Source organism: Marininema mesophilum (genome assembly GCF_900106775.1).
Taxonomy (GTDB): Bacteria; Bacillota; Bacilli; order Thermoactinomycetales; family DSM-45169; genus Marininema; species Marininema mesophilum.
Window position 1 is genome coordinate 80,373 of sequence record NZ_FNNQ01000001.1, and the last position, 23,023, is coordinate 103,395.

General features: G+C 45.1%; 24 protein-coding genes. 2 read left to right on the top strand and 22 right to left on the bottom strand.

The features are described 5' to 3' along the window. Positions 1-2: 2 nt before the first annotated feature. Both smc and BLV90_RS00325 read right to left on the bottom strand, forming a co-directional pair. Positions 3-3,593, bottom strand: coding sequence for a chromosome segregation protein SMC (smc, locus tag BLV90_RS00320; protein WP_091734542.1), 3,591 nt, complete (start codon positions 3,591-3,593; stop codon positions 3-5). Between the two features lie 324 nt (positions 3,594-3,917). Next, a complete protein-coding gene (locus BLV90_RS00325) occupies positions 3,918-4,196 on the bottom strand; it encodes a transposase (RefSeq protein ID WP_091734544.1) in 279 nt (92 codons plus the stop codon). A gap of 265 nt (positions 4,197-4,461) precedes the next feature. Between BLV90_RS00325 and BLV90_RS00330 the strand changes: the two genes are divergently transcribed. Beyond that, complete coding sequence (locus BLV90_RS00330; protein ID WP_091734546.1) at positions 4,462-4,944, top strand: DUF2975 domain-containing protein; 483 nt, start codon at positions 4,462-4,464, stop codon at positions 4,942-4,944. 36 nt (positions 4,945-4,980) lie between these two features. On the opposite strand, the gene BLV90_RS15885 is transcribed toward BLV90_RS00330, so the two are convergent. From BLV90_RS15885 to BLV90_RS00400, 15 genes are all read right to left on the bottom strand, one after another. Further along, complete coding sequence (locus BLV90_RS15885) at positions 4,981-5,262, bottom strand: hypothetical protein (protein WP_143034959.1); 282 nt, start codon at positions 5,260-5,262, stop codon at positions 4,981-4,983. 52 nt (positions 5,263-5,314) lie between these two features. Continuing rightward, entirely contained in the window at positions 5,315-5,623 is a 309-nt protein-coding gene (locus BLV90_RS15890; RefSeq protein ID WP_143034960.1) for a hypothetical protein, read from the bottom strand. A 175-nt stretch (positions 5,624-5,798) separates the two neighbouring features. Continuing rightward, positions 5,799-7,445, bottom strand: a complete 1,647-nt coding sequence (locus BLV90_RS00340; RefSeq protein ID WP_091734550.1) for a PTS transporter subunit IIBC — start codon at positions 7,443-7,445, stop codon at positions 5,799-5,801. A 349-nt stretch (positions 7,446-7,794) separates the two neighbouring features. Then, on the bottom strand, positions 7,795-8,487 hold the full coding sequence (gene rnc / locus BLV90_RS00345) for a ribonuclease III (protein WP_091734553.1): 693 nt from the start codon (positions 8,485-8,487) through the stop codon (positions 7,795-7,797). A 21-nt stretch (positions 8,488-8,508) separates the two neighbouring features. After that, complete coding sequence (gene fabF, locus BLV90_RS00350) at positions 8,509-9,756, bottom strand: beta-ketoacyl-ACP synthase II (protein WP_091734555.1); 1,248 nt, start codon at positions 9,754-9,756, stop codon at positions 8,509-8,511. A gap of 91 nt (positions 9,757-9,847) precedes the next feature. After that, positions 9,848-10,081: an acyl carrier protein gene (locus BLV90_RS00355; protein ID WP_091734557.1), complete on the bottom strand. Its 234-nt coding sequence runs from the start codon at positions 10,079-10,081 to the stop codon at positions 9,848-9,850. 83 nt (positions 10,082-10,164) lie between these two features. Then, complete coding sequence (fabG, locus tag BLV90_RS00360; protein ID WP_091734559.1) at positions 10,165-10,908, bottom strand: 3-oxoacyl-[acyl-carrier-protein] reductase; 744 nt, start codon at positions 10,906-10,908, stop codon at positions 10,165-10,167. Positions 10,909-10,925: 17 nt separating this feature from the next. Beyond that, a complete protein-coding gene (fabD, locus tag BLV90_RS00365; protein WP_091734561.1) occupies positions 10,926-11,861 on the bottom strand; it encodes an ACP S-malonyltransferase in 936 nt (311 codons plus the stop codon). 42 nt (positions 11,862-11,903) lie between these two features. Next, complete coding sequence (locus BLV90_RS00370) at positions 11,904-12,887, bottom strand: beta-ketoacyl-ACP synthase III (RefSeq protein WP_218142275.1); 984 nt, start codon at positions 12,885-12,887, stop codon at positions 11,904-11,906. A 5-nt stretch (positions 12,888-12,892) separates the two neighbouring features. After that, on the bottom strand, positions 12,893-13,882 hold the full coding sequence (gene plsX, locus BLV90_RS00375; RefSeq protein ID WP_091734565.1) for a phosphate acyltransferase PlsX: 990 nt from the start codon (positions 13,880-13,882) through the stop codon (positions 12,893-12,895). Continuing rightward, a complete protein-coding gene (gene fapR, locus BLV90_RS00380) occupies positions 13,883-14,440 on the bottom strand; it encodes a transcription factor FapR (RefSeq protein ID WP_091734567.1) in 558 nt (185 codons plus the stop codon). A 156-nt stretch (positions 14,441-14,596) separates the two neighbouring features. After that, positions 14,597-14,770, bottom strand: a complete 174-nt coding sequence (gene rpmF, locus BLV90_RS00385; RefSeq protein WP_091734569.1) for a 50S ribosomal protein L32 — start codon at positions 14,768-14,770, stop codon at positions 14,597-14,599. A 41-nt stretch (positions 14,771-14,811) separates the two neighbouring features. Next, positions 14,812-15,339 carry a YceD family protein gene (locus tag BLV90_RS00390; RefSeq protein ID WP_091734571.1) on the bottom strand — a complete coding sequence of 176 codons (528 nt, stop codon included), beginning with the start codon at positions 15,337-15,339 and terminating at the stop codon, positions 14,812-14,814. A gap of 70 nt (positions 15,340-15,409) precedes the next feature. Continuing rightward, on the bottom strand, positions 15,410-16,480 hold the full coding sequence (locus BLV90_RS00395; protein WP_091734573.1) for a SepM family pheromone-processing serine protease: 1,071 nt from the start codon (positions 16,478-16,480) through the stop codon (positions 15,410-15,412). After that, positions 16,470-17,267 (bottom strand): patatin-like phospholipase family protein, encoded by a 798-nt coding sequence (locus tag BLV90_RS00400; RefSeq protein ID WP_091734575.1) that lies wholly within the window; start codon positions 17,265-17,267, stop codon positions 16,470-16,472. The genes BLV90_RS00395 and BLV90_RS00400 overlap by 11 nt, the downstream gene beginning before the upstream one ends. A gap of 143 nt (positions 17,268-17,410) precedes the next feature. Between BLV90_RS00400 and ylbJ the strand changes: the two genes are divergently transcribed. Further along, positions 17,411-18,664 (top strand): sporulation integral membrane protein YlbJ, encoded by a 1,254-nt coding sequence (ylbJ, locus tag BLV90_RS00405; protein WP_091734577.1) that lies wholly within the window; start codon positions 17,411-17,413, stop codon positions 18,662-18,664. Positions 18,665-18,872: 208 nt separating this feature from the next. Here ylbJ and BLV90_RS00410 read toward each other — a convergent pair whose 3' ends face one another. The 5 genes from BLV90_RS00410 to BLV90_RS00430 all read right to left on the bottom strand — a co-directional run bounded on the left by BLV90_RS00410 (position 18,873) and on the right by BLV90_RS00430 (position 22,709). Then, on the bottom strand, positions 18,873-19,652 hold the full coding sequence (locus tag BLV90_RS00410) for a hypothetical protein (RefSeq protein WP_091734579.1): 780 nt from the start codon (positions 19,650-19,652) through the stop codon (positions 18,873-18,875). 544 nt (positions 19,653-20,196) lie between these two features. Beyond that, positions 20,197-20,679: a pantetheine-phosphate adenylyltransferase gene (gene coaD / locus BLV90_RS00415; protein WP_091734581.1), complete on the bottom strand. Its 483-nt coding sequence runs from the start codon at positions 20,677-20,679 to the stop codon at positions 20,197-20,199. After that, positions 20,676-21,257, bottom strand: coding sequence for a 16S rRNA (guanine(966)-N(2))-methyltransferase RsmD (gene rsmD / locus BLV90_RS00420; RefSeq protein ID WP_091734583.1), 582 nt, complete (start codon positions 21,255-21,257; stop codon positions 20,676-20,678). The genes coaD and rsmD overlap by 4 nt, the downstream gene beginning before the upstream one ends. 320 nt (positions 21,258-21,577) lie before the next feature. Beyond that, positions 21,578-22,255: a hypothetical protein gene (locus tag BLV90_RS00425; protein ID WP_091734585.1), complete on the bottom strand. Its 678-nt coding sequence runs from the start codon at positions 22,253-22,255 to the stop codon at positions 21,578-21,580. Between the two features lie 136 nt (positions 22,256-22,391). Beyond that, positions 22,392-22,709 (bottom strand): hypothetical protein, encoded by a 318-nt coding sequence (locus BLV90_RS00430; protein ID WP_091734587.1) that lies wholly within the window; start codon positions 22,707-22,709, stop codon positions 22,392-22,394. Positions 22,710-23,023 lie beyond the last annotated feature (314 nt).

Below are 23,023 nucleotides of genomic sequence, written 5' to 3' on the forward strand. Positions count from 1 at the left end.
CCTCATTCCTTTGCGGCGGCAACTTCTCGCTCTCCATCAAAATCCTCCAGCTTGACAGAGACGATTTTGGAGACACCCGCTTCCTCCATCGTAATGCCATACATCACATCTGCACCCTCCATTGTCCGCTTCCGGTGGGTGATAATGATAAACTGCGTTTTTTGGGAAAACTCCCGTAGGTAGCTCGTAAAACGGGAAAGATTAGCTTCATCCAAGGCCGCATCCACTTCATCCAATACGCAAAATGGAACGGGCTTATAACGCAGGACAGCAAATAATAGTGCAATAGCAGCGAGCGCCCGCTCCCCACCTGATAAAAGCGCCAAGTTTTGCGGCTTTTTCCCTGGAGGTTGTGCGGTGATCTCAATGCCAGTCTCTAGTAGATTATCCGGTTCGGTCAGACGTAAATCCGCCTGCCCACCCCCAAACATTTTAGCAAATACATCGGTAAACTCAACTCGGATCGCTTCAAAGGTTTGGGAAAATCGACTGGACATCTCTGCCTCGATGTCTCGAATCACCTGTTTGAGTGTTTCTTTCGCCTGGAGAAGATCATCCCGTTGTCCAATGAGAAAATTAAGCCGCGTGGTTAGACGACCGTGCTCTTCGATTGCACCCAGGTTCACTTCACCTAAGGAGGCAATTTTCCCTTTATATGATCGTACCTCACGCTCCGCTTGTTTAGGGTCCTCTGGACGTTCATAACGAGTCTTAGCTAACTCATAGCTCACCTCGTACTCCTCTGCTAGTTTCTCCAGTAAATGATTTAACTCTACATCGAGACGATTGGCTCGTACCTCCTGCTGATGCAACTCTTCTTCGTGTTTACGAAGACCCTGTTGCATCGTTTTTAATTCCGCTTCCCGCTCCCCACGATTGCTATGTGAAGCGTCTCGTTCTTCCTTAGCTCTGGTAAGGGAGGATTGGATCGACTCCTTTTGCTCACGGAGTTCATCCACTTTCACAGCGAGGGCACGGGCCTCTTCGCCACCATCTTCTTCACCAGATTTCTGGCGATTTAAGCGTGAGTGCGCCTCTTGAATCGCCTCTTCCGCCTTGGCTGTCTCCCCCGCAAGTCGCTCACAATCGAGGGCTAAATACTCTTGTTCCTGGGTAAGACGAGCAACACCAATTTTCCAATCGGTGATCTCTTTATTGGCCGCATCCATCTCAGAGGCGTGTTGCTCCACTTGTTCCTGGGAAACATGAATCGATTTTTTCAGACGATCTTCCTCGGCTTCTGATTCCTTCGTCTGTTGGCTCAATTCTGTCTGTCGATCACGAATCCGTGTTAATTCCTCCACTAATCGTTCTTTCTCAGTTCTGGTAAGCTCTTGTTGAGAAAGATGGGTACGATTTTCCACCATCCACTCACGCTCAGTACCCTTAAGCTCTTGTTGGGAGTGGCGCAGTGCTTCTCCTTCTTCTCGTAGATCCTCCAACTCCTCATCCAACTCCTGTTGCTGGCTGAGTAGTTCCTTATGATCCTCAAGCGCCTCCTCCCAAGCGGATTGAGCCACCACGACCTCCTTCTCCAATTCTTCTACTTGACGAGAACGACCCAGGAGATTATTTTTCGTTTTTTGCTGACTTCCCCCAGTCATCGATCCACCCGGATTAACCACCTCTCCGTCAAGGGTAACGATGCGATACCGATAGCTGAGGCGGCGAGCAATTCCATTAGCTTGTTCCAGCGTACGTGCTACAACCACTTGTCCGAGTAGGTTAAGGACAACCTTCCGGTATTGTTGCTCACATTTCACTAGATCAGCAGCAATGCCGACAAAACCATCCATCTGCTCCAATTCCGCTTTTTCCTGTCCAGGGAAGAAGCGCCCTTTGATCACATCCAGAGGAAGAAAGGTAGCACGACCGGCCCGTTGCTCTTTAAGATAACGGATCCCTGCACGAGCGGTTGCTTCATTTGCCGCTACTAAGTGTTGCATTGCCCCACCCAAAGCGGTTTCAACTGCCACTTCAACCTCTGCAGGAACTTGAATCAATTGAGCAACAGCCCCATGAAGCCCGGCTAGCCCCGTAGCACCACGGTCCCATGCCTTGAGGATCTCCTTTACACCTTGGAAAAAACCTGCGTGTCCTGCTTCCATATCCTTAACGATCTCACGGCGAGAGCGGAGGTTGTCCAATTTTTGTTCTGCTTGGCGAAGTAACGTTGCCGCTTCCTGAATGCTTTTCTCTAGTTCCCTGCGATCCTCTACTAACTCCTTCATCTGGGTCGTGCAAACTTCTAGGGCATTCTCAACCTCTGCTTGTTCTCGATCCAGCCATTCTTTTCGACCTTGTAGTTCCGAAGCTTTTTCTGCTTCTTTTTCTTCCCGCTCGATCAATTCCTCCTCGTTTTTCTTTGCCTGCTCATACTGTTCCTGAATATGACGCGATTCACTGTCCAAGCGAGTACGTTCGTTAAGAAGAGTAGATAAGCGTTGTTTCAAATCGTCCAGATTGGTGACACCACGATCAACGGAGGCTGCAAACCGTTCAAGTGCTCCATCTAGCTTTCCTTGTATATCGGCAAGCTCTGTTTCTTTTACAACCAGTCGCTCCTGTTGTTGCTTCCATTCGGCTTCTCGATCATTCTTGGCAACTGTCAACGTTTGAATACGTTCATTCAATTCATCGATCGCCGCAACACGGTTACGGGAGCGTTCCATCAGGACTTCTCGCTGTCCCTCGGTTTTTTCTAATTCCTCACTCCTTTGCAGGAGCTCTCCTTGTAAAGATTCTACTTGTCGTTCCTTTTGTCCAATCATCCAGCGGATCTTTTCTAATTCAGCCTCATGACTGGAGACATCTGCTGCCAGAAGTGCCTGCTTTTCACGCAGATGCCCCAGGGTTTCATCGGCTTTCTGCCAATTTTGGTGAAGAGTTTCTATTCTATGTACGTACAGTCCAATCTCCGTCTGTGTAAGCTCAGTTTTCAGTTTTTTATATTGCTTTGCCTTTTCTGCTTGCTCAGTGAGAGGGGCAACCTGATCTTCTAGCTCACTCACCAAATCTTGAATGCGTGATAAGTTCTGGTCGGAAGCATCCAGCTTTTTTTCAGCCTCGCGTTTGCGAGATTTATATTTGACAATCCCCGCCGCCTCTTCAAAGATCACCCGGCGATCCTCTGATTTGGTAGAGAGAATTTCATCGATCCGTCCCTGCCCAATCATGGAGTAGGCCTCTTTCCCAATCCCTGTATCCATGAACAACTCGGTGATATCGCGCAGTCGACAAGCCTGTTTGTTAATGTAATACTCACTTTCTCCAGAGCGGTAAACTCTCCGTGCTACAGTAACCTCTGCATAATCGATCCCTAATCTCTGATCATTGTTGTCAAAGGTGATTGCCACTTCACAATAACCAACAGGCTTCCTGGAATCACTTCCTGAAAAGATCACGTCCTGCATTGAGGCTCCACGTAAGCTTTTGGCACTCTGTTCGCCCAACACCCACCGCATGCCATCAGTCACATTGGATTTGCCACTTCCATTCGGACCAACGACCGCTGTCACTCCTGGAACAAATTCCAGTTCGGTTCGATTCGCAAAGGATTTAAAACCAACTATATCCAACCGTTTAAGATGCAATGAACTCCCCTCCTTCCTGCTCTAGAAAACCTTCCCTACCAATTTGCACCATTTTAGAAAGAGCGGGGTTCTCCCTCACTCCGACACTTCAGTTTACCACGAAAAACCCCTTCAAGATAAGAAGAGCTACTGGCTTTTGTACGGGCACTTATCCCCTTTTGGTCAAAAACCCTAACATCAAGAGAAACCCTTTTCCATTCTAAAAAATTGTTCATAAAGAGGCTCCCTGGTTCAGTTCTGAGATTTACAACTTCTCGTAACTATACACAAGGAGCCTCTATTATTTATGTTTAATTATAAAATCATATTTATCAGGGCTGTCGATTAACCTAATTCAGGAAATAAATGGGTAACGTTCAAATGTTGTTTCATCCAACGAAAAAGTAGTTCCACTTGCCATCGAGCGCGATAGCAGTCTGCAATGGTTTCTGGAGAGATTGTCATCAGATTGGTAGCCACACGGATCTCGTTGCCCTGTTCATCGTGAAACGATAAAGGAATTTCACTCGCTTTCCTGGCAATCGTGGAATGATCGACCGAAGGGAGAATTGGATGATTCCTCATCCTCTTTTCACTGTCGCGAAAACCTCTCCAGCGGCCCATCGATGCAGCGACCCAAAATCGTAAACCATCGTAGGAGCTAAATTTGCGAGCACCTTCCCTGTACTCATAAGCACGAGTGAGTTCTAAACGTTTCTTCTTGACTATATAAGGTTTGCAAAATATCGAGAAGTAGCGTACTCTGCTTGATAAGAATGCTCCTTTGTGCGTTGTTTGAGGTGGGCCCTTTAAAACTACTCTACTTTTTTACCCTAAAATATGGCTGATCAACAGCCCTGGTTGTCATTAATTAAGTGAGGTGTTTTAAATGAATGTTAAACGAGGTTCAACCACTTTCTTAAAGGTAATTATTTTTCTGGCTGGAATTGCAGTGCTTGCTTCGTGTATCTGGTTGCCTGTGATAGCCGTTAGAGATGCAAAAGTCCATCCAGATACGGCTTACTTCCTAATCCCCTTTTTAGTATGTTCATACGGATTCTGTATTGCGTTTTCTGTTGCGTTGTATCAATCATATAAACTATTAACCTACATCGAAAATAACAATGTTTTCTCTGAATTATCCCTTAAATCTTTGAAGATTATAAAGATATGTGCTTTTACAGTCATTTTCCTTATTTTGTTAGGAATAGTAAGCTTAAAAGTGCTTGCTAAAGTTACAGGTGATGATCCAGCAGGTCCTATATCATTAAGTCTAATGGGAATTTTAGCAACAAGTATCATTACAGCCATTGTGGACGCACTTCAAAAGCCATTAAAAAACATCCTTGAATTAAAACCAGAAAATGATTAACGTTTGTGTGTGGTTTTTGAAGTTGTCCCTTCAAAATTACTCTACACGATGGAGCTTCTTTTTCCTCTCAAGATAATCGGTCATCTGATCAAATCTCTTATCTTCTCTCTCCGAAGCTGCATAAATTGAATCCGAATTATCTTGTAGCTGATCATACTTCGCACTCCCTACACGAGCAATTTTATCATCATTTTCTCTTTGCCAACAGTTCCATTCATCAGCTAAGCGCTCTTTTTCCGCCTCGAAATATGCCTTTAAATCCTCATCCGAGTCTACTGAATTAAACTCTCCTCCACCTGCGTCTGCAACAGCTTCCAACGCAGTTTGTCCTTGATTATCTACATCAAACCAATGATATTTACAACTGCTTTCATATCTTGTTGATGCAGGTTTTCTGCTTCCTTTCAGGATCTCCGCCGCAGGTTTCCAATCCATCACTGACGATATATACCAAGTTTTCTTCACCATCATGATTGGCCAATTGATCTTCCGCCTCCTTCATTGCCGTTTGGTATTCTTTCTTAGTCGCCTGTGTAGATGGACATCCATCCTTTTCACTGCGACATTTCATTTCTGTAATTACAAACAGTACAGTTATGAATATCAAGTCCAGGTAAGGTTTTTTTATATACTTATAAGCCCCAGGATTATCGGGCAAGAAAATCTCCAACTCACTCATTGTGATTCACCATTCCATCGTCAACGTCTATCCCTTCTTAAATGAGAAGATCTAAAGAATGGCTCGTCTATTGCCAAGTTGGGTTCTTAGACAGAAAAAAACCTCCGAACTGACATCGGAGGACCATCAAGAAGGGGCCAGGCCCCTTCTTTAATCACTTTTTATCATGGGGGTGTTAAATCCCTAAAATATCTTGAATGTCTGATTTTAATACGTCAGCTTTCGGTCCATACACTGCTTGAACACCTTTGTCTTTTACAATTAACCCTAAAGCTCCATGTTGTTTCCACTTCGCTTCTTCTGCAACAATATCTAGGTCCTTCACTGTTACACGTAAACGTGTCATACAAGCATCTATATCAACAATATTATCTTTTCCGCCTAACATTTCAATAACTGATGTTGCTAAGGAGCCTTCTTTTGCACTTCCAGCAACCACTTCATCTTCTTCTGCGCCATCTTCATTCTCAATGTAATTACCAGCACGCCCTGGAGTTGGTAAATTGAACTTTTTAATCATGAAGTTGGCTAGTGCGTAATTTAATCCAAACAATGCAGCTGATGCAATAACAAAGTTGATGAGGTCTCTTGCTAAACCTGCTTTGATAATCATCGGTGTACGAGTTAACAACTCGATAAATCCAAACGCATGAATACGTAGGTTAATCATGTCTGCTAGAGCAAATGCTAATCCAGTTGTAATTGCATATACAATATACAATACGGGTGCGATGAACATAAACATGAATTCAATCGGTTCGGTTACACCTGTGAGAATTACTGCTATGGCTGCAGAGAAGAACATTGACTTATATTTATGACGTTTTTCTTTATCGATATTACGGTACATCGCGAAGGCAATACCAATTAATCCTGCTGTGGAAACAATAACTTGTCCTATTTTAAAACGTGCCGGAATGACATTGTTTAGTAATTGATTATAGGATTTCATATCACCCTTGTCTAAAAAGTTGTTTAAATCTGTAATCCATGCAAGCCACAATGGATCTTGTCCCGCAACAATTTGCCCTGCCTTGGCACCTGTCAATATTTGGTACGTACCGCCAAGCTCTGTGTAGTTCATTGGAATCACTATCATATGATGTAATCCAAAGGGTAGTAATAAACGTTCTAATGTTCCATATATAAATGGCGCAATAATGGGGGCACTATCTCTTGACGTTGCAATCCAACGGCCAAAGTCATTTAGTCCACTTTGAATGAATGGCCATACAAAGGATAAAATAATAGCAATGATTGTAGAACTAACGATTACTACAAATGGAACAAAACGTTTTCCATTAAAAAATGCCAACGCATTTGGTAATTTGTCGAAGTTATAATATTTATTGTATATTATAGCTCCTATGAAGCCCGAAAGAATACCGATGAAAACGCCCATGTTAAGTGCTGGTGCACCGAGTATAGACGTAAAGTAATCTTTTACAAGTAAATCTCCCGCGAATAGGGAAGAGATTTTCGCCTTTGAATCCGCTAACATGGTAGCGTTTACACCAAAAATCGCTCCTGTAATTCGGTTTGTTAAAATGAATGCTAGTAACGCTGCAAATGCACCACCCGCTCGATCCTTCGCCCAAGACCCCCCGATTGCTACGGCAAATAAAATGTTTAAATTGGTAATAATCGCCCAACCGATATCTTCCATAACCCTTCCGATTGTAAGCACAAAACTAATATCGCCAGCTGACATACCAATTAATTTACCAAGAGAAATCATTAACCCTGCAGCTGGCATAACTGCAACTACTACGATCAATGATTTCCCGAACTTTTGCCAAAAATCAAAAGATGTAATTTTCATCTGTTGTTTCCTCCATCTCATATTGCAATAGTAAGTAGGTGGAATGCATTAGGATGTCTTTCGTGAACTTACTTTATACGCGTGAAAATTTTGTCTTTTTTTACTGAAAAAGACAAAATTTTATTGGGGTTTTATGTCCCTCCTTTTTTAATGAGATAATTGTAAGCGTTTTATTCATGGCAATCAAGGGCGAATAGTTGGTTTAATTGGTAATATATACATGAATGTATTTGTTTTATCGGAGGTTGTCGATTATCCTATATCTAGGAATAGATGGATATATACTCTTTTACCTTATTGAATATTAAAGTTATAAAAAATCACCGGTTTATTCCCCGGTGATTTTTACTCAGGCTTTCTTTTGAAACTGTTTTAATCCTTCAGCAGCCGCTCTTTGTTCAGCTTCTTTTTTGGAACGTCCTGTTCCCGTCCCAAGCTTTTTGCCCGCTAACCAGACTTCAGCGACAAACTGTCGATCGTGTGCTGGACCTTGAACATCGACGATTTGGTATTCGAGGGAACCGAGGCGATCCTGTTGAACTGCTTCCTGCAACTGACTTTTTGCATCGGTTGCCTGGGTGAGAAAACAATCATCAATTAACGGGAAGATCGTTGTCTGGAGAAAATCCTTCACCCCATCGAGCCCTTTTTCTAAATATAACGCTCCAATAAAGGCTTCAAAGACATCTGCCAACAACGAGGGGCGATTTCGCCCACCCGTCATCTCTTCACCCTTGCCCAATCGAACGTGCTTGCCAAAGTCCAATCCCCGGGCAAAAACAGCGAGGGAGGGTTCACAAACAATTCGCGCTCGCATACGTGTCAAATCTCCCTCGTGTAGATTCGGGAACCGGCGATAAAGATGTTCGGACACCGTTAGCTCCAACACCGCGTCACCGAGAAATTCCAACCGCTCATTATCTGGTTGTCCTTTCTCCCCTTTCCGCTCATGGGCGTAGGATGTGTGGGTGAACGCTTGGAGAAACAATTCTTCATCTTGAAGAGATAGGCCGATCGACTGTCCCAATTCGGCCAGATTCATCCCCTGATCACCCCTTACCCATTACGACTCTTCATACGCTTTTAGCGCAAGGGTCGCATTATGTCCACCGAAGCCGAGGGAATTGGATAGTGCCGCACGTACTTGAACCTTCCGTGATTCATTGGCTATATAGTCCAAATCACACTCAGGGTCTGGATGTTCATAGTTGATCGTTGGAGGCAAAATACCCTCCTTCAATGCAAGTGCTGTGATGATCGCTTCGATGCCACCAGTGGCGCCTAACATATGACCATGCATCGACTTTGTCGAACTGATCGCCAATTGATATGCATGGTCACCAAAGATGGACTTGATCGCCATCGTTTCAAACTTATCATTTAGATCTGTAGATGTACCATGGGCATTGATATACCCGATATCTTCTGGAGATAGACCAGCACTAGCGAGAGCACTCTTCATCGCCCGTCCCGCTCCTTCTCCTTCAGGAGCTGGTGCAGTGAGATGATGGGCATCCCCGGTCATTCCGTATCCAACCACCTCAGCATAAATCTTCGCTCCACGAGAGAGTGCATGATCTAAGGTTTCCAGGATTAGAATACCTGCCCCTTCACCCATGACAAAACCATCTCGCTCCTTATCAAAGGGACGACTCGCTTTTTGCGGTTCATCATTGTGGGTGCTCATGGCTTTCGCTGAACAAAAACCTGCAAAGGCCATCGGAGTGATCGTGGCTTCCGTACCACCAGCAATCATCACATCCGCTTCGCCCCGTTCCAAAATCTTCGTAGCATCACCAACGGCGTTCGTACCCGTCGCACAGGCGGAAATCGCTGCGCTATTTGGTCCTTTCGCTCCAAGGAAGATGGAAACCTGCCCCGCCGCCATGTTTGGAATCATCATCGGAATGAAAAAGGGGCTTACACGACGGGGTCCCTTCTCCAATAGTTTGCGATGCTCTTCCTCTAGGGTAGATATGCCACCAATGCCAGACCCGATATACACGCCAACGCGATTAGGATCCAATGAAGACAAATCTTCAAGATCCGCATGTGTTAACGCATCTTTCGAAGCAGCGACCGCAAATTGGACGAATCGATCCATACGGCGAGCCTCTTTTTTATCCATATAATTCGCTGGATCAAAATCATTCACTTCACCAGCGATTTTTGTCGGATAATCGCTAGTATCAAATCGGGTTACCGGCCCAATCCCTGATTGACCCGTTATCACATTGTTCCAGAAGGTAGGGACATCACTACCAATTGGTGAAATAACGCCCATACCGGTAATTACAACCCGCTTCGCCATGATTCTTCACCGCCTTTGTTCAAAAACATAAGAAAGAACGCCACAAAAGGGGGAGAAAGTCCCGTTATGAAACGGGACTTCGCATCTTCTGTCAAGAGTGGGAGTTAATGTATGTGACAATGTCTCCTACTGTTTTGATCTTTTCAGCATCTGCATCAGAAATCTCAATGGAGAACTCATCTTCTAATTCTAGAATGAGATCCATGCTATCCAAAGAATCGCCTCCCAAATCCTCCGTGATGGAAGCTTCAAGAGTCACTTCAGCTGCATCCACACCCAAACGATCAACAATGATGCGTTGTACACGGCTTAATGTATCGGCCATTTTCCTTCACCTCCCTTATTTAGTATACAAGCGGTTATCTGAAAATCGAGTAACATACAAGAATAATAGCATTCTTTACTAAACTACATCGTTACCATACCACCATCTACATTTAGCGTCTGGCCTGTAATATACGATGCATAGTCTGAAGCGAGGAATACAACCGCTTGGGCTACATCCTCAGGTTTACCCATACGGGAAAGAGGAATCTGCTCTAACATATTTTCCTTTGCTTCATCCCCTAGCTTCTCGGTCATATCTGTTTCAATGAAACCCGGTGCAATTGCATTGACCGTAATATTTCGCGACGCTAACTCGCGGGCCGCTGACTTCGTCAACCCTAGCACACCAGCCTTAGCCGCTGTATAGTTAGCCTGTCCAGGGTTGCCTATCAGCCCAACCACCGAGCTAACATTGATGATCCGGCCACTCCGTTGTTTCATCATCGAACGGGTAACTGCCTTCGTAAAGAGGAAGACTCCCTTTAGATTGGTATCCAGGACTTGGTCCCAATCTTCCTCCTTGATACGAAGCATCAAGTTATCCCTTGCGATTCCAGCGTTATTGACTAAGATATCCACTCGACCCAATGCGCTCATTGTTTCCTTTACCGCACGATCTACATCTGCACTTTGCGAGACATCCGCTTGGATCGTAATCGCTTGTCGTCCCTCATCACGGATGGCGGTAGCGGTATCCTCTGCTGCGTTTTGGTTTCCAGCATATACAATGGCTACATCAGCCCCTGCCTTTGCAAGGGCAAGGGCAACTGCTCGCCCAATTCCTCGGGAGCCACCAGTCACAAGTGCAACCTTCTCCTTCAGCATAGGAAATCCTCCTTCAATCATGACAGTCTGTCCAATGCTTTAGTAAAAGAATCCTGATCCTGCACAGATAGAGCAACTGCCTTACGATCCACTTTCCTTACCAATCCCGTCAGGACATTCCCTGACCCGATCTCGATAAAGGTATCTACACCATCGGCAATCATCCGCCGGATTCCATCCTCCCACAGTACTGGAGCCGCCACTTGTTTCACCAGTGAGTGGCGAATCTCATCCGCAGCTTGTACAGGACGAGCAGATACATTAGCCACTACAGGAACAGACGCATCCTGTATATCACATTGCTGCAACACAGCTTCCATGCGCTTAGCAGCGGGCTGCATCAAGCTAGAATGAAAGGGACCACTTACCGAAAGAGGTAAAACCCGCCGGGCCCCCGCTGTTCTGCAACCTTCCCCTGCGGTTGCTACGGCTTTAGCTTCGCCAGAAATCACGATTTGTCCAGGACAGTTATAATTAGCTGGTTCAACGATAGCCCCAGTATCCTTTACTTCCTGGCACACCTTCTCCACCGCTTCTCGCTCTAAACCAACAATGGCAGACATCGCTCCTTGCCCCGCAGGAACAGCTTCCTCCATCAGCAGGCCGCGCTGTCTCACGGTGGTGAGGGCATCTTTGAAACTTATTGCCCCCGCCGCAACAAGTGCCGAGTACTCACCTAAACTATGGCCTGCAACATAGTCGGGCACGATCCCCTCATCCGCAAAGAACGGCAAAAGTGACACACTCGTCGTCAATAAAGCTGGTTGAGCATTTGCCGTCAGACGCAGTTCATCCTCAGGGCCTGTAAAACAAAGCTTGGACAAGGAGTATCCCAAAATCTGATCCGCTTCATTAAATCGTTCCCCTACACGGACATCCCCTTCGGCAGCAGTCTGTCCCATTCCTACCGTCTGAGAGCCTTGCCCAGGAAACAAAAATGCGAGTTTACCCAAAGCATTCCCTCCTTGTAAATCCTTGCACTTTCAACCTACTAGTTATGACCATTTAACAACGGTTGCTCCCCATGTCATTCCTCCACCAAACCCAACAAGGACGACTGTATCTCCCTTATGAATTCGTCCTTCCTGTACCGCTTGATCCAGGGCGACAGGCACGGAAGCAGAAGACATATTGCCACAACGGTCCAAGTTAACTACAGTGCGCTCTTTTGGGATTCCAAGTCGATCCACTGCAGCATCGATGATACGCATATTGGCTTGATGAGGGATGAGGAAATCAATGTCTTCCTTAGTCAGTCCTGCTTTGCTAAGAGCCTCCTCAGCCGAAGAACCAATAACGCGTACTGCAAATTTAAAAACTTCGCGTCCATTCATCGCAATCGTGTGCAAATTGTTAGCCACAGTCTCTTGGCTGGCAGGCATCCTTGAGCCACCTCCCTCTTGCTTGAGAAGGTGACCACCTGCGCCATCTCCACCTAATTCAAAGGATAAGAATCCTTCTCCTTCATTCACCGGACCAAGGACGGTGGCACCAGCACCATCACCAAAAAGAACACAGGTGTTTCGATCCGTATAGTTAGTAATTCGAGAGAGGCAGTCTACCCCGATCACCAGAGCATGCTTATAAACGCCTGTCTGGATAAACTGAGCAGCGACACTAATGCCATAGATAAAGCCTGTACACGCCGCAGACACATCAAAAGTAGCTGCTTTTTTTGCTCCTAGCCTATCCTGAACCAAACAAGCCGTCGCTGGGAACACCATATCTGGAGTAACCGTTCCCACCACGATCAAATCCAACTGTTCTGCTGTAATCCCAGCAGCATCCAATGCTCGCTGAGCTGCCTCTACTGCGAGATCAGAGGATGCCTGTTCATCGGAAGCGATCCTACGCTCCCGAATTCCTGTGCGAGAGACGATCCATTCATCACTGGTGTCCACCATCTTTTCCAAATCAGCGTTCGTCAGTACTCGCTCAGGTAGATAGGAGCCAGTTCCTAAAATGCCCACCGATCTCATCATCCTCAACTCCTCTCTAGATCTTCCGAAATCCGCCTGATCACACCTCGCTCTATAAACAAACGGGCTTGGCGAACAGCATTATAAATTGCTCGAGCATCTGAAGAGCCGTGCGCCTTGATAATCGCTCCACCCAAACCAAGAAGGGGTGCTCCACCATACTCTTTGTAATCCATACTGGAGGCAAAACGCTTCAGACTTGGCTTTAATATAGCAGCGGCTAATTTATTTAATGGATTGCGTGTAAATTCCTCTTTCAATTTTACAAACACAGCATTTGCTACACCTTCTGTATTTTTGAGCAAGATGTTACCAGAAAACCCGTCACAAACAAGCACGTCACAGACACCTTCAAGTACATCTCTTGCTTCAACATTACCAACAAAGTTAATGGGTAGCTCTTTAATTAAACCAAAGGCTTCTTTCTGTAAGGAGGTGCCCTTGTTCTCCTCTGTCCCGATATTTAATAGACCTACACGAGGTCGCGCGATCCCCCATCCACTCTCAACATAGACACTACCCATCAGGGCATACTGCTGTAGATGTTCCGGACGCGCTTCTGGATTGGCTCCGACATCTAAAACCAATACCTTTCCCCCCGTTACTGTAGGGAAACTAGGGGCAAGGGCTGGCCGATCAATCCCCGGGATTCTTCCTGTGGAAAAAAGGCCTGCCGCCATCAATACTCCTGTATTTCCAGCACTGATAAAGGCATCAGCAGCACCCTCCTTTACCATTTCACATCCAACTACCATCGAAGAATCCTTCTTCCGACGAATCGCCCGAACAGGTTCATCTTCGGCATTGATCACCTCGGTGGCCGTCCTTATGGATAGATGATCCATGGCAGCTCTCTCTAAAACAGGGGTGACTACCTCATCTTTCCCAACGAGAACAATTTCCGTATCTGGCCAAGATTTTGCCGCTTGCAATACACCATCGATCACCGCTGTAGGTGCGTGGTCCCCTCCCATTGCGTCAAAGGCAATACGCACTTATTCATCCTCCTTTGCGCGGTACACATCGAAAACACCTTGAAAAACAAGCTCTTCTTCGACAAAGGTGTTTACAGCTACCTGAGTACGGCCGGTTTGCTGTGTAACTCGAGCTTGTGCTACACATTTCTCCCCCAACTGAACGGGCCGTACAAAACGGAGGCTAGCTGTTGCAGTCAGTGCCGTCTCGGCATCCACTACCGCAATCGCCAACGAGTTAGCCTGGGCAAACAGATGATGCCCACGCGCAATTCCGTTGCGAGTAAAAACATGTTCCTCACAGATCTCTAAAAAAGATGTAGCACCGACATCCAGTGTCAACTCCGTCACTTCCCCGATAACCTCGTCAGGGTAGAGAGAACGGACCCGGTCAAAATTTTTCTCAGCCATATCTTTAATCCGACCTCGTAATTCTGGAATGCCTAGTTCCATCCGGTCGAGTCTGATCGTCTGGATGCTGACATGATACCGACGGGCCATTTCCTCATCCGTCAAAAAAGGCTCGATCTCTAACGCCTCTAATAATTTTTGTTGTCGCTCTTTTTTTGACAGACGCACGTGAGAAAATCACCACCTTATTGGTACCACCTATTAATACCTAGTACTAACTCAGTATAGCTGAAACCCTGTCTTAAAGACAAGCATGAAAATACCCAGCCACAATCCTGTAACATAGAAAAAGGACTTCCTAGGAAGTCCGTGCTCAATAAAACATCAGTTGTTTACTACTTCGTTCCCTTTGTAATGTCCACACTCTTTGCAGACACGGTGGGAAAGTTTCAGCTCACCACATTGGGGGCACTTCACCATCCCGGGCACGCTCAATTTGAAATGAGTACGGCGCTTGCGTTTACGGGTTTTAGATGTCCGTCGAAAAGGTACCGCCATGTTTTCACCCCCTTGAAAGCTACATATCCGATGATACGGGATTAGTCCTCCCGTTTCAAGAGTTCTTCCAGCTTGGCCATGCGCGGATCAACGCGCCGACGATCACACTGGCAAGACTCATGGTTCCAGTTGGTTCCGCAGTGGGGACATAACCCCTTACAAGTCTCGGTACAAATCGGTGCGAATGGTAAAGAAAGGAGCAATGCTTGCTCGATCACAGGTGTGATATCCGTTGGCTGATGAATATCGACATAGAGGGTTTCATCCTCTTCTTCCTCCCCAACAACCTCAGAGCGAGATTGATTGCTATCAGCAAAGGTTTCAAACCAATCCATTTCAAGAGATTGATCAAAGGATGTAAGGCATCTTGAACAACGTAGCTCTACATTCGTTGATTGCTTCCCCTGAACAGGATAGACCTCCTGCTCCTTCCAGGCCGTCACACGCACCTTCAAGGGATCTAGCCGGAGAAGGTCGGGTGTTTCTTTTTCCAGCCCCTCCAGCATAACCGTTCCCTCTTTTTCAATGGGACCGGGCTTATAGTCCAACTCTCGGAAGGTTATTCGCATGATACCGTCTCCCTTACCAAACAGATAAATTATATGGGATTTTGACGTACTCTGTCAATGTTTCTCTCGTTTACGCCGCTTTTTTTCCTGTTTTCTCCTTAGGGAGCTTCTTTAAATAAGAGATTGCTTCTCCTAAGGTGCGTACCGGAACCAGCTTCATCTTTGAACCAATCCTTTGCACCGTTTTGCTTGCTACTTTTTGGTTAATATCCTCCGTTTTTTGATCTGCTGGTACAAAAAAGATATCGGTTCCTTCATCATCTGCCGCGACAATCTTATGCTGAATACCACCAATTTGTCCGACTTGGCCTTTAGACGTAATAGTCCCGGTTCCTGCAATCTGATATCCTCTCGTCAAATCCTCTCTCCCTAACTGATTAGTAATCTCGAGGGAAAACATCAGACCTGCTGAGGGACCACCAATATCTCCTGCCTTGATTTTCACAGGGAGGGATGTTTTCACCTCACGTTGTGTAACAGGTTGAATTCCCAGTCCGGGACGTTTCATACCCTTGGAAACCGGGAGACTTCCCAATTCTACTTTTCGCTCTAAATTCATCCCCTTTCTCTTAAAGGCCAGCTGTACATCTTCTCCGATCTTTTTCCCCGCTAAATAACCGACCAACTCTTCTGCACGACGAACTGATTTCCCATCCACCTTTTCGATAATATCTCCTTTATGTAACACTTTCTCAGCAGGCATATTTTTAATCAAGGATAGGACTTTTACTCCTAACAATTTCTCCTCTACTGGGCGGGAGGTAGCGTGAAATGCTGCTAAAATCGCATCCTGTTGAGATTCTTTCATAATCTCTTTTTGCCGTCGATCATAATCCTCGGAATTGCCCCCAGGCCCCAAAACCTCTTTCTCTGGTATCAATTCATAGTTGGAATTTACCTGAGCTGCTAGCCAACCATAGATATTTCCCTGACGCAGCGCCACTGTAGTTAAATAGAAGGATCCTTTTTCCTCACCGGGAGATTTTTTTTGCACAGTTACCATGGGACGCACTTCTAGTGCCGATCCAGGTAACATAAGGAAGTACGGAATTGGAACTAAAAATAATATAGCCCCTATCACTACAACAGCGATGAGTGAAATGATCCATGTATTACGATACCTAGGTTGTTTATCCGCCATTCTGTTTTTCCTCCCAGTTATTGATCACACTCCTGATCCGCTCTACCTGGATAACGGCCGCTTCCTCTCCTCGCTGGATACACTCCGAGACGCGGGAAAAGGCCGATGGGCTGATGTCCGCTAGATCGGGATGGATTAGTACATCCGCCGCCAAGAGTTTCTGATTTAGTATTTCCCTTTCCATCACATTCAAAGTCTGTGTAATGACATCAAATATCGTACGAATTTGAACAGAGGATCGTTTTGGAACCACATCCACCGCGATCACAATATCTGCTCCCATCTCCTTCACTACCGTGATGGGAATACGATCAACCACTCCCCCATCCACCAGCGTGCGTCCATCCAATATCACTGGCTCAAAAATGCCAGGAATCGAAATACTTGATCGTACCGCCACATCAATTGGACCTGAGCGAAAAACCACTCGTTTTCCTTCAACGAGATCCGTTGCGACAACAGCTGTTGTAAGGGGTAAGTCTTCGATATGCTTCCCCTTTGTAAGAAAATGAATTAACTCTTTCACCTTTGTTCCTGTTACAAAGCCAAACTTAGGCACAGTAAGGTCCAACCAATACTTCCTCTTCAAGTGAGTAGCCAGGCTCTCCATCATCTCCAGATCCAACCCATCGGCAAACAACACGCCTACCAAACTGCCGATACTACTTCCCGCTACATAATCTACAGAAATATTTGCTTGCTGAAGCACCTTCAACACACCAATATGGGCCATCCCCCGCGCACCACCTGAACCTAAGGCGAGACCTACTTTTGCTCTAGCCGTCATCCCCGACCATCCTTCCCACCTTATAATCGCTCTTACTATCCTGAACCGAAGAATCCCCTCAAGAGCTGAAAGACAAGCGGTCTATTTTAGGAAGGGCACGCGTAGACATGTTATTAAAAATCCCCTAGGAACGGAGGATCTCGATGCGTCCAATCAGCCCCGTCCTCCGCAGTCAAGTTTACTCCATCTTATATGGAGCGATTGCCCTATTTTTGGTATGTTCCTTGATTTTATATCCTGAACAAGCGTTTCAATCCTCATTAAAGGGACTAAAAATTTGGTGGGAAATTGTCTTCCCTGCTTTACTGCCTTTCTTCATCGCATCAGAGATCCTGATAGGCTTTGGTGTTGTTCATTTTCTTGGTGTCTTACTTGAGCCATTGATGCGCCCTCTATTCCGTGTACCAGGAGTGGGGGCTTTCGTATTGGCGATGGGACTCGCTTCCGGATATCCCATTGGTGCCAAATTGACTGCACGACTTCGGGAAGATGGGCTAATCTCCCGCACCGAGGGCGAACGACTTGTATCCTTCACCAACACCGCAGACCCTTTATTTATGTTTGGTGCTGTAGCCGTCGGTTTTTTTCACGATGTCTCTTTGGGAGTCATCCTAGTAGTTGCTCATTATGTAGCGAGTCTCCTACTAGGAATTCTGATGCGCTTTCATGAGCCAAATGGGCCGTCCACACCACCACCACCCGCTGATTCTTCTTTTTTTCTTATCCGGGGATTGCGTGCCATGCATCGTGCACGTTTAGCAGATGGTCGAGGATTTGGTCAGTTAATGGGGGATGCTATCAGCACCTCAATCAAAACCTTGCTCATCATTGGTGGTTTTATCATCATGTTTTCTGTTGTTATCGAGGTACTTGGCCGGATTGGTATCACAAACCTCTTGATAGCAGCCATCTCCCCTCTCCTACTCGCGATCGGTATACCCACCGAACTTTCTGCTTCCGTTATAGCAGGGTTGTTTGAAATCACCCTAGGTGCACAGGTTGCTTCTCAAGTACCTGCTCATGTAGATATTTCATATAAAATGGCCATTGTCAGTGCTGTCATTGCCTGGAGTGGATTTTCCGTACACGCCCAGGTAGCCAATATTTTGAGTAAAACAGATATTCGTTACGGACCCTACTGCATTGCTCGCTTGATCCATGGCGTCCTTGCAGGATGGATCACTTTCATTGCTTGGGAGCCTATACAGCACTATTTAGTTTCATCGAAGATGACAACGTTACCTGTTTTTCTCAGAGCCCTACCCGCCCCTGAATGGAGTGAATGGTCAATTCGTATTCATTGGGGATGGTGTATTCTCTTGCTTCTCGGATTACTCACCCTTACGGCTACCCTATGGGAGAGAATTAAAAATCGTTATTTTAAAGATTCTCTTTGAGACATTCTATTCCTCATCAACAAATTTGCCCACCACCCATGCAGAAAAGGAAACGAGAATCGATTGGATCATCGATTCACAGCTAACTTCCATTATACTAAGCTAAACATAAAAAAGGAGACTGACAGAGAATGCCTATTGCATTCTTTCAATCAATCTCCTTTTTATTATATTATTTTCTATTTTCCTTATGTTCAGTCATCAATCCTCAGTAGTTAGGTGGCGGTTCAATATTCGGTTGTTCAGTTAAGGTGGCTTCAATTCTGGGAAAATAGATTTTCGTCAAGCCCTCAAACCCTGAATCCGTTCCAACGAAGAGCCATAGGTTGCCTTTAAAATCTGACTCTGCATAAAAGGGTTTCCCTTGATTATTAAAGTTCTTCACTTGATACGTTGGTTTTTTATCCTGGATTTTAGCTAAATTTCCTAACTTGATCGCATTGATACCATCCACAGTTTGATTCCCTTTATCTAAATTTAAGCGATAATAGTCACCGTCAATGATAGGTTTAGGTTCATTGGAAGAAGCTCCTGCTTTTACATACACACTCTCTCCAGGAGAGCCCCCAACTCCCATCATCCCTGATACCGCATTCGTTGCAATATCAAAGTTAAAATCAACCTGGTAACGGGTGTTGGGTTTCACCTTGATTTGTTTCTTAACAAACATGAACAAATCATCACTACGGTTCATCCCTGTTAGGGAAAGTCCTTTTTGAGAAGAGTCTATCTCCAAAGGTAAAAACTCATGATCAAACTTGACCTGGTATAAAGCAGGATTCTCAACCGTGTGAGGCAAATCAGCAAATTCCCCAGTCCACCCTTGTGTTCCTTCATTGAAAGTATCGTTGATTTTAATCGTAGGATAAAAGTCACCAGGTGGTACATCATCGGGAGCCGCTACCGCCGCATTTGTCGTTCCCCATGTAGACCCAGCCAATCCAATAAAAGCCACCAAAAAAATTGTAACCAAATTTCTCATTTTCACTGCTCCTCACTCCTTTTTTTGTCTATATAATTCTCAATACCTCCAGATAAATATCCTAAACTATAAATTAGTTAGATTTTGTTTGCGTTTTTTGTGTGTGCATTATCTTGTAATAAAAACTAGAGTCATTATATCCAGCTAATATTAATAAATCAATAAAATTTTTATTCAATTGGTTGAATAAATAATTTTTATACGCTTTTTATTCAACTATTAGATAATTTAGCCTATTCGATATTATGAAACTATCCATTAATCCCACACTAGTTCTTAGATAGGTACCCACTGTAGCAAAGCATTTTTCCTATAAATGGGTAATCGCTCACGAATATTTTTTTTTATTCATCTCGATTTACCCCCTCAAAAACCCTCACTCCTCCTCCCTCTCAGCCTCCTTGAAAAAATCAACAGGAAACCTCATATAAAACAACAACACCCCTTCCTTAAAAGGAAAGAGTGTTGGTTCCAGATAGTAACAAAGTAATTTTTCTTCAAAAAAAGTTAATCATGAGAATGATATCGTGACTCACAATTAACCTGTTGTTTATTTCATATACTTTTGTTTCAACGCTTCCTCCACGATAGCCGGGACGAGGTTCCCCACATCTCCACCATATTGCGCCACTTCTTTTACGATACCTGAACTCAAAAAAGAGTATTGATTATTCGTCATCATAAACAAGGTTTCAATGTTAACGTCAAGCTTTTTCATCATAGAAGCAAATTGCAGCTCATATTCAAAGTCTGTAATCGCTCGCAAGCCACGAATCACATTGGTCGCTTTGCGATTATGAATATAATCCACGAGTAGACCCTCAAAGTGATCCACCTCAACATTGCCAATCTCCTGTGTCACTTCGCGAATAAGATGGACTCGCTCTTCAACAGTAAAGAGGGGCTTCTTTTGTGAATTATGTAATACCGCGACAACCACATGATCAAATACCCGCGCTCCGCGCTGGATAATATCAAGGTGCCCCTGGGTTATCGGATCAAAACTACCTGGATACACAGCCACCTTCTTCATTGGCCACCCCTTCTTTCTTCTCCTACTGGTTCTCTAGTAAAAAGGGCAATTTGAATATCACCATAAGTAAGGGTACGTTCTTGGACCAAACTACCTACTGCTGCAGGTAATGTTTCATCTCTTCCATGCTCTGCAATGAGCCAACCATCTTCAGCCAAAAGATTGCCCTCATCGATGGATTGAATGATATCGGGCAATATCCCATCCTTATATGGGGGGTCGAGGAATATTAGTTGAAAAGAGACTCCTCGACCCTTTAATGTCCGGAGAGTAGCTCGGGCATCTCGTTTATAAACCTCCGCTTTCTCTTCCATCCGTGTCGCTTTAACATTTCTGCGTACAGCTTCAATACTTCCACGGGCTTGGTCGATAAAAATTGCGCGATCTGCTCCACGACTCAATGCCTCTAAACCCAATGACCCCGAACCTGCAAAAAGATCTAATACCCATCCTCCTGCAAAAAAAGGGCCAATCACTTGAAATAAAGATTCTTTTACCCGATCCGTCGTAGGACGTACGGAAAACCCTTGTACAGAATATAAGCGCGTTCCTTTAGCACTACCGGCGATGATACGCATGGGGTCACCTCTTTCGCCGAATTAACAGTTTCCATCCTATCACAAAGTTTCCTAAGTTGAAAACAAATCCAATTCGACTCAAAAAATTTAAAAGAGAGATGTATAGAAAACCTGTACCCGGAAAAGATAGGAAAGACAGCGTCAGGTGATGCTGTCGAACCGCGGAGAAGACTTACGTTTCCCCATAAGCTCTTTCTCCGGTTTCTCCTCTCCCATTCAGTATCTGGTATATACCAGATACCATGAGTCCTCCCCCTGGAGGGCTATTTTTTATACAAAAAATAACCTGCGGATTTCCGCAGGAGGACAATATAGGCGGCTTAGCGGTGTCTACGCCGATGATTACCGCGGTGACGACGACCTACAGTTGCCTTATCATTTTCTACAGGAGTCGTTTTTGCAATCGGAGGGGGAGTATTCTCGGGTTCATCAAACATCGCCATAGGGAGATCTTCCCATGAACGATCTCTATTCAGATGAGTAGGTGATCCTAACGATTTCCTGGAATCCTTAGATCTGTCCGCCTCTCCTTCGTTCTCTAATCGCATCGTTTGTTCCGGCTTCTTGCCGGGTTCAGGTATTGCGGGTCCGCGAGTAGATTTCTGACCCTGATTCCCAGGTGGAGATGGATTCATCCCCTCAGGTGGAGGCGGTGGTGGTCCATCCCAACCCCACATACTTTCCCATTCTGGCTGTTGACGAACCTGGGACCCCTCTTCATTCCTATCATCATTCTTAGAACGGGTAGGTGGCGGTGGTGGTGGCGGAGCCATACCTAGAAATCCGAATGCATTCTCCATCCCCCACTCCTGGTCCCTATTGTAACCAGGCGGTTCTGAGGAGTAACCTCTAGGAGCATTTTGAGGTAGATCCATCATCTCCATTTTCTCTTCATTTCCAGGGGGGCGATTCTCCACGAACTTCTCCATTTTGTTCTTCAACCATTCCCAGCGGGAAGCATCTTTTTGTGAAGACCGACGTGGTTGTTGATTTTTCACGGAGTGGATCCTCCTTTCCATAGGCGAATCTGCCTAGGTTGCAGTTTTCACTATTACCATATGACCAGTGACCTTTGCCTGTCCCCGGCATCAGCCTATCCTCCCACCCAAAATCAGGAAAAAATCCCACACACCCCTAAGAAAGCATCCGCTTTAACATTAACGATTCAGTAAAGGTGATCACTTTTTCCTTGATCAGATGATCTGCTATCCGATTAACTAATTCTTTTCTTCGTGGGTGAGCTTTCAATATATCCATCTCTTCTGCAGTGAAGACCTGATCTGCCATTTGATTCAAGTACGTAATAAGTGCAAAGAGCCCTCGCATCTGCCGAATCATCCGTGCTTCTTCCACCGTTTTCATCAACAATTGCACAGAGATCGCTTTACGACCAATGGCCTGGTTTACCGTTTGTGTAAGATCCTGATATAGCGCTTTTTTAACAGTATTCATCTGTTAAAACTCCCCTCCTCCTTCTCTCTCCTCTATACCTATGCATAACTCTGTTAATACGATCTTGCTTCCCTCATTCAATAAAGAAGAACTCCCTTATGCAGGCTTCTATTTATATGGGAAGCAACACCATTGAAAAAATGTTTTTTCTATGTATTTACAACATTGCACTTATTTGGTATATTAGAATTAGGCCAATTCCCCAATTTTTTTGCCCCTTTGTCCTTTTTACCCCCTGTGACACAACACTCTCCTTCCTCCTTGCGTCAGCCTATAAGCATCTATGCTGGAGTTGGCACATGATCCTCGACCGT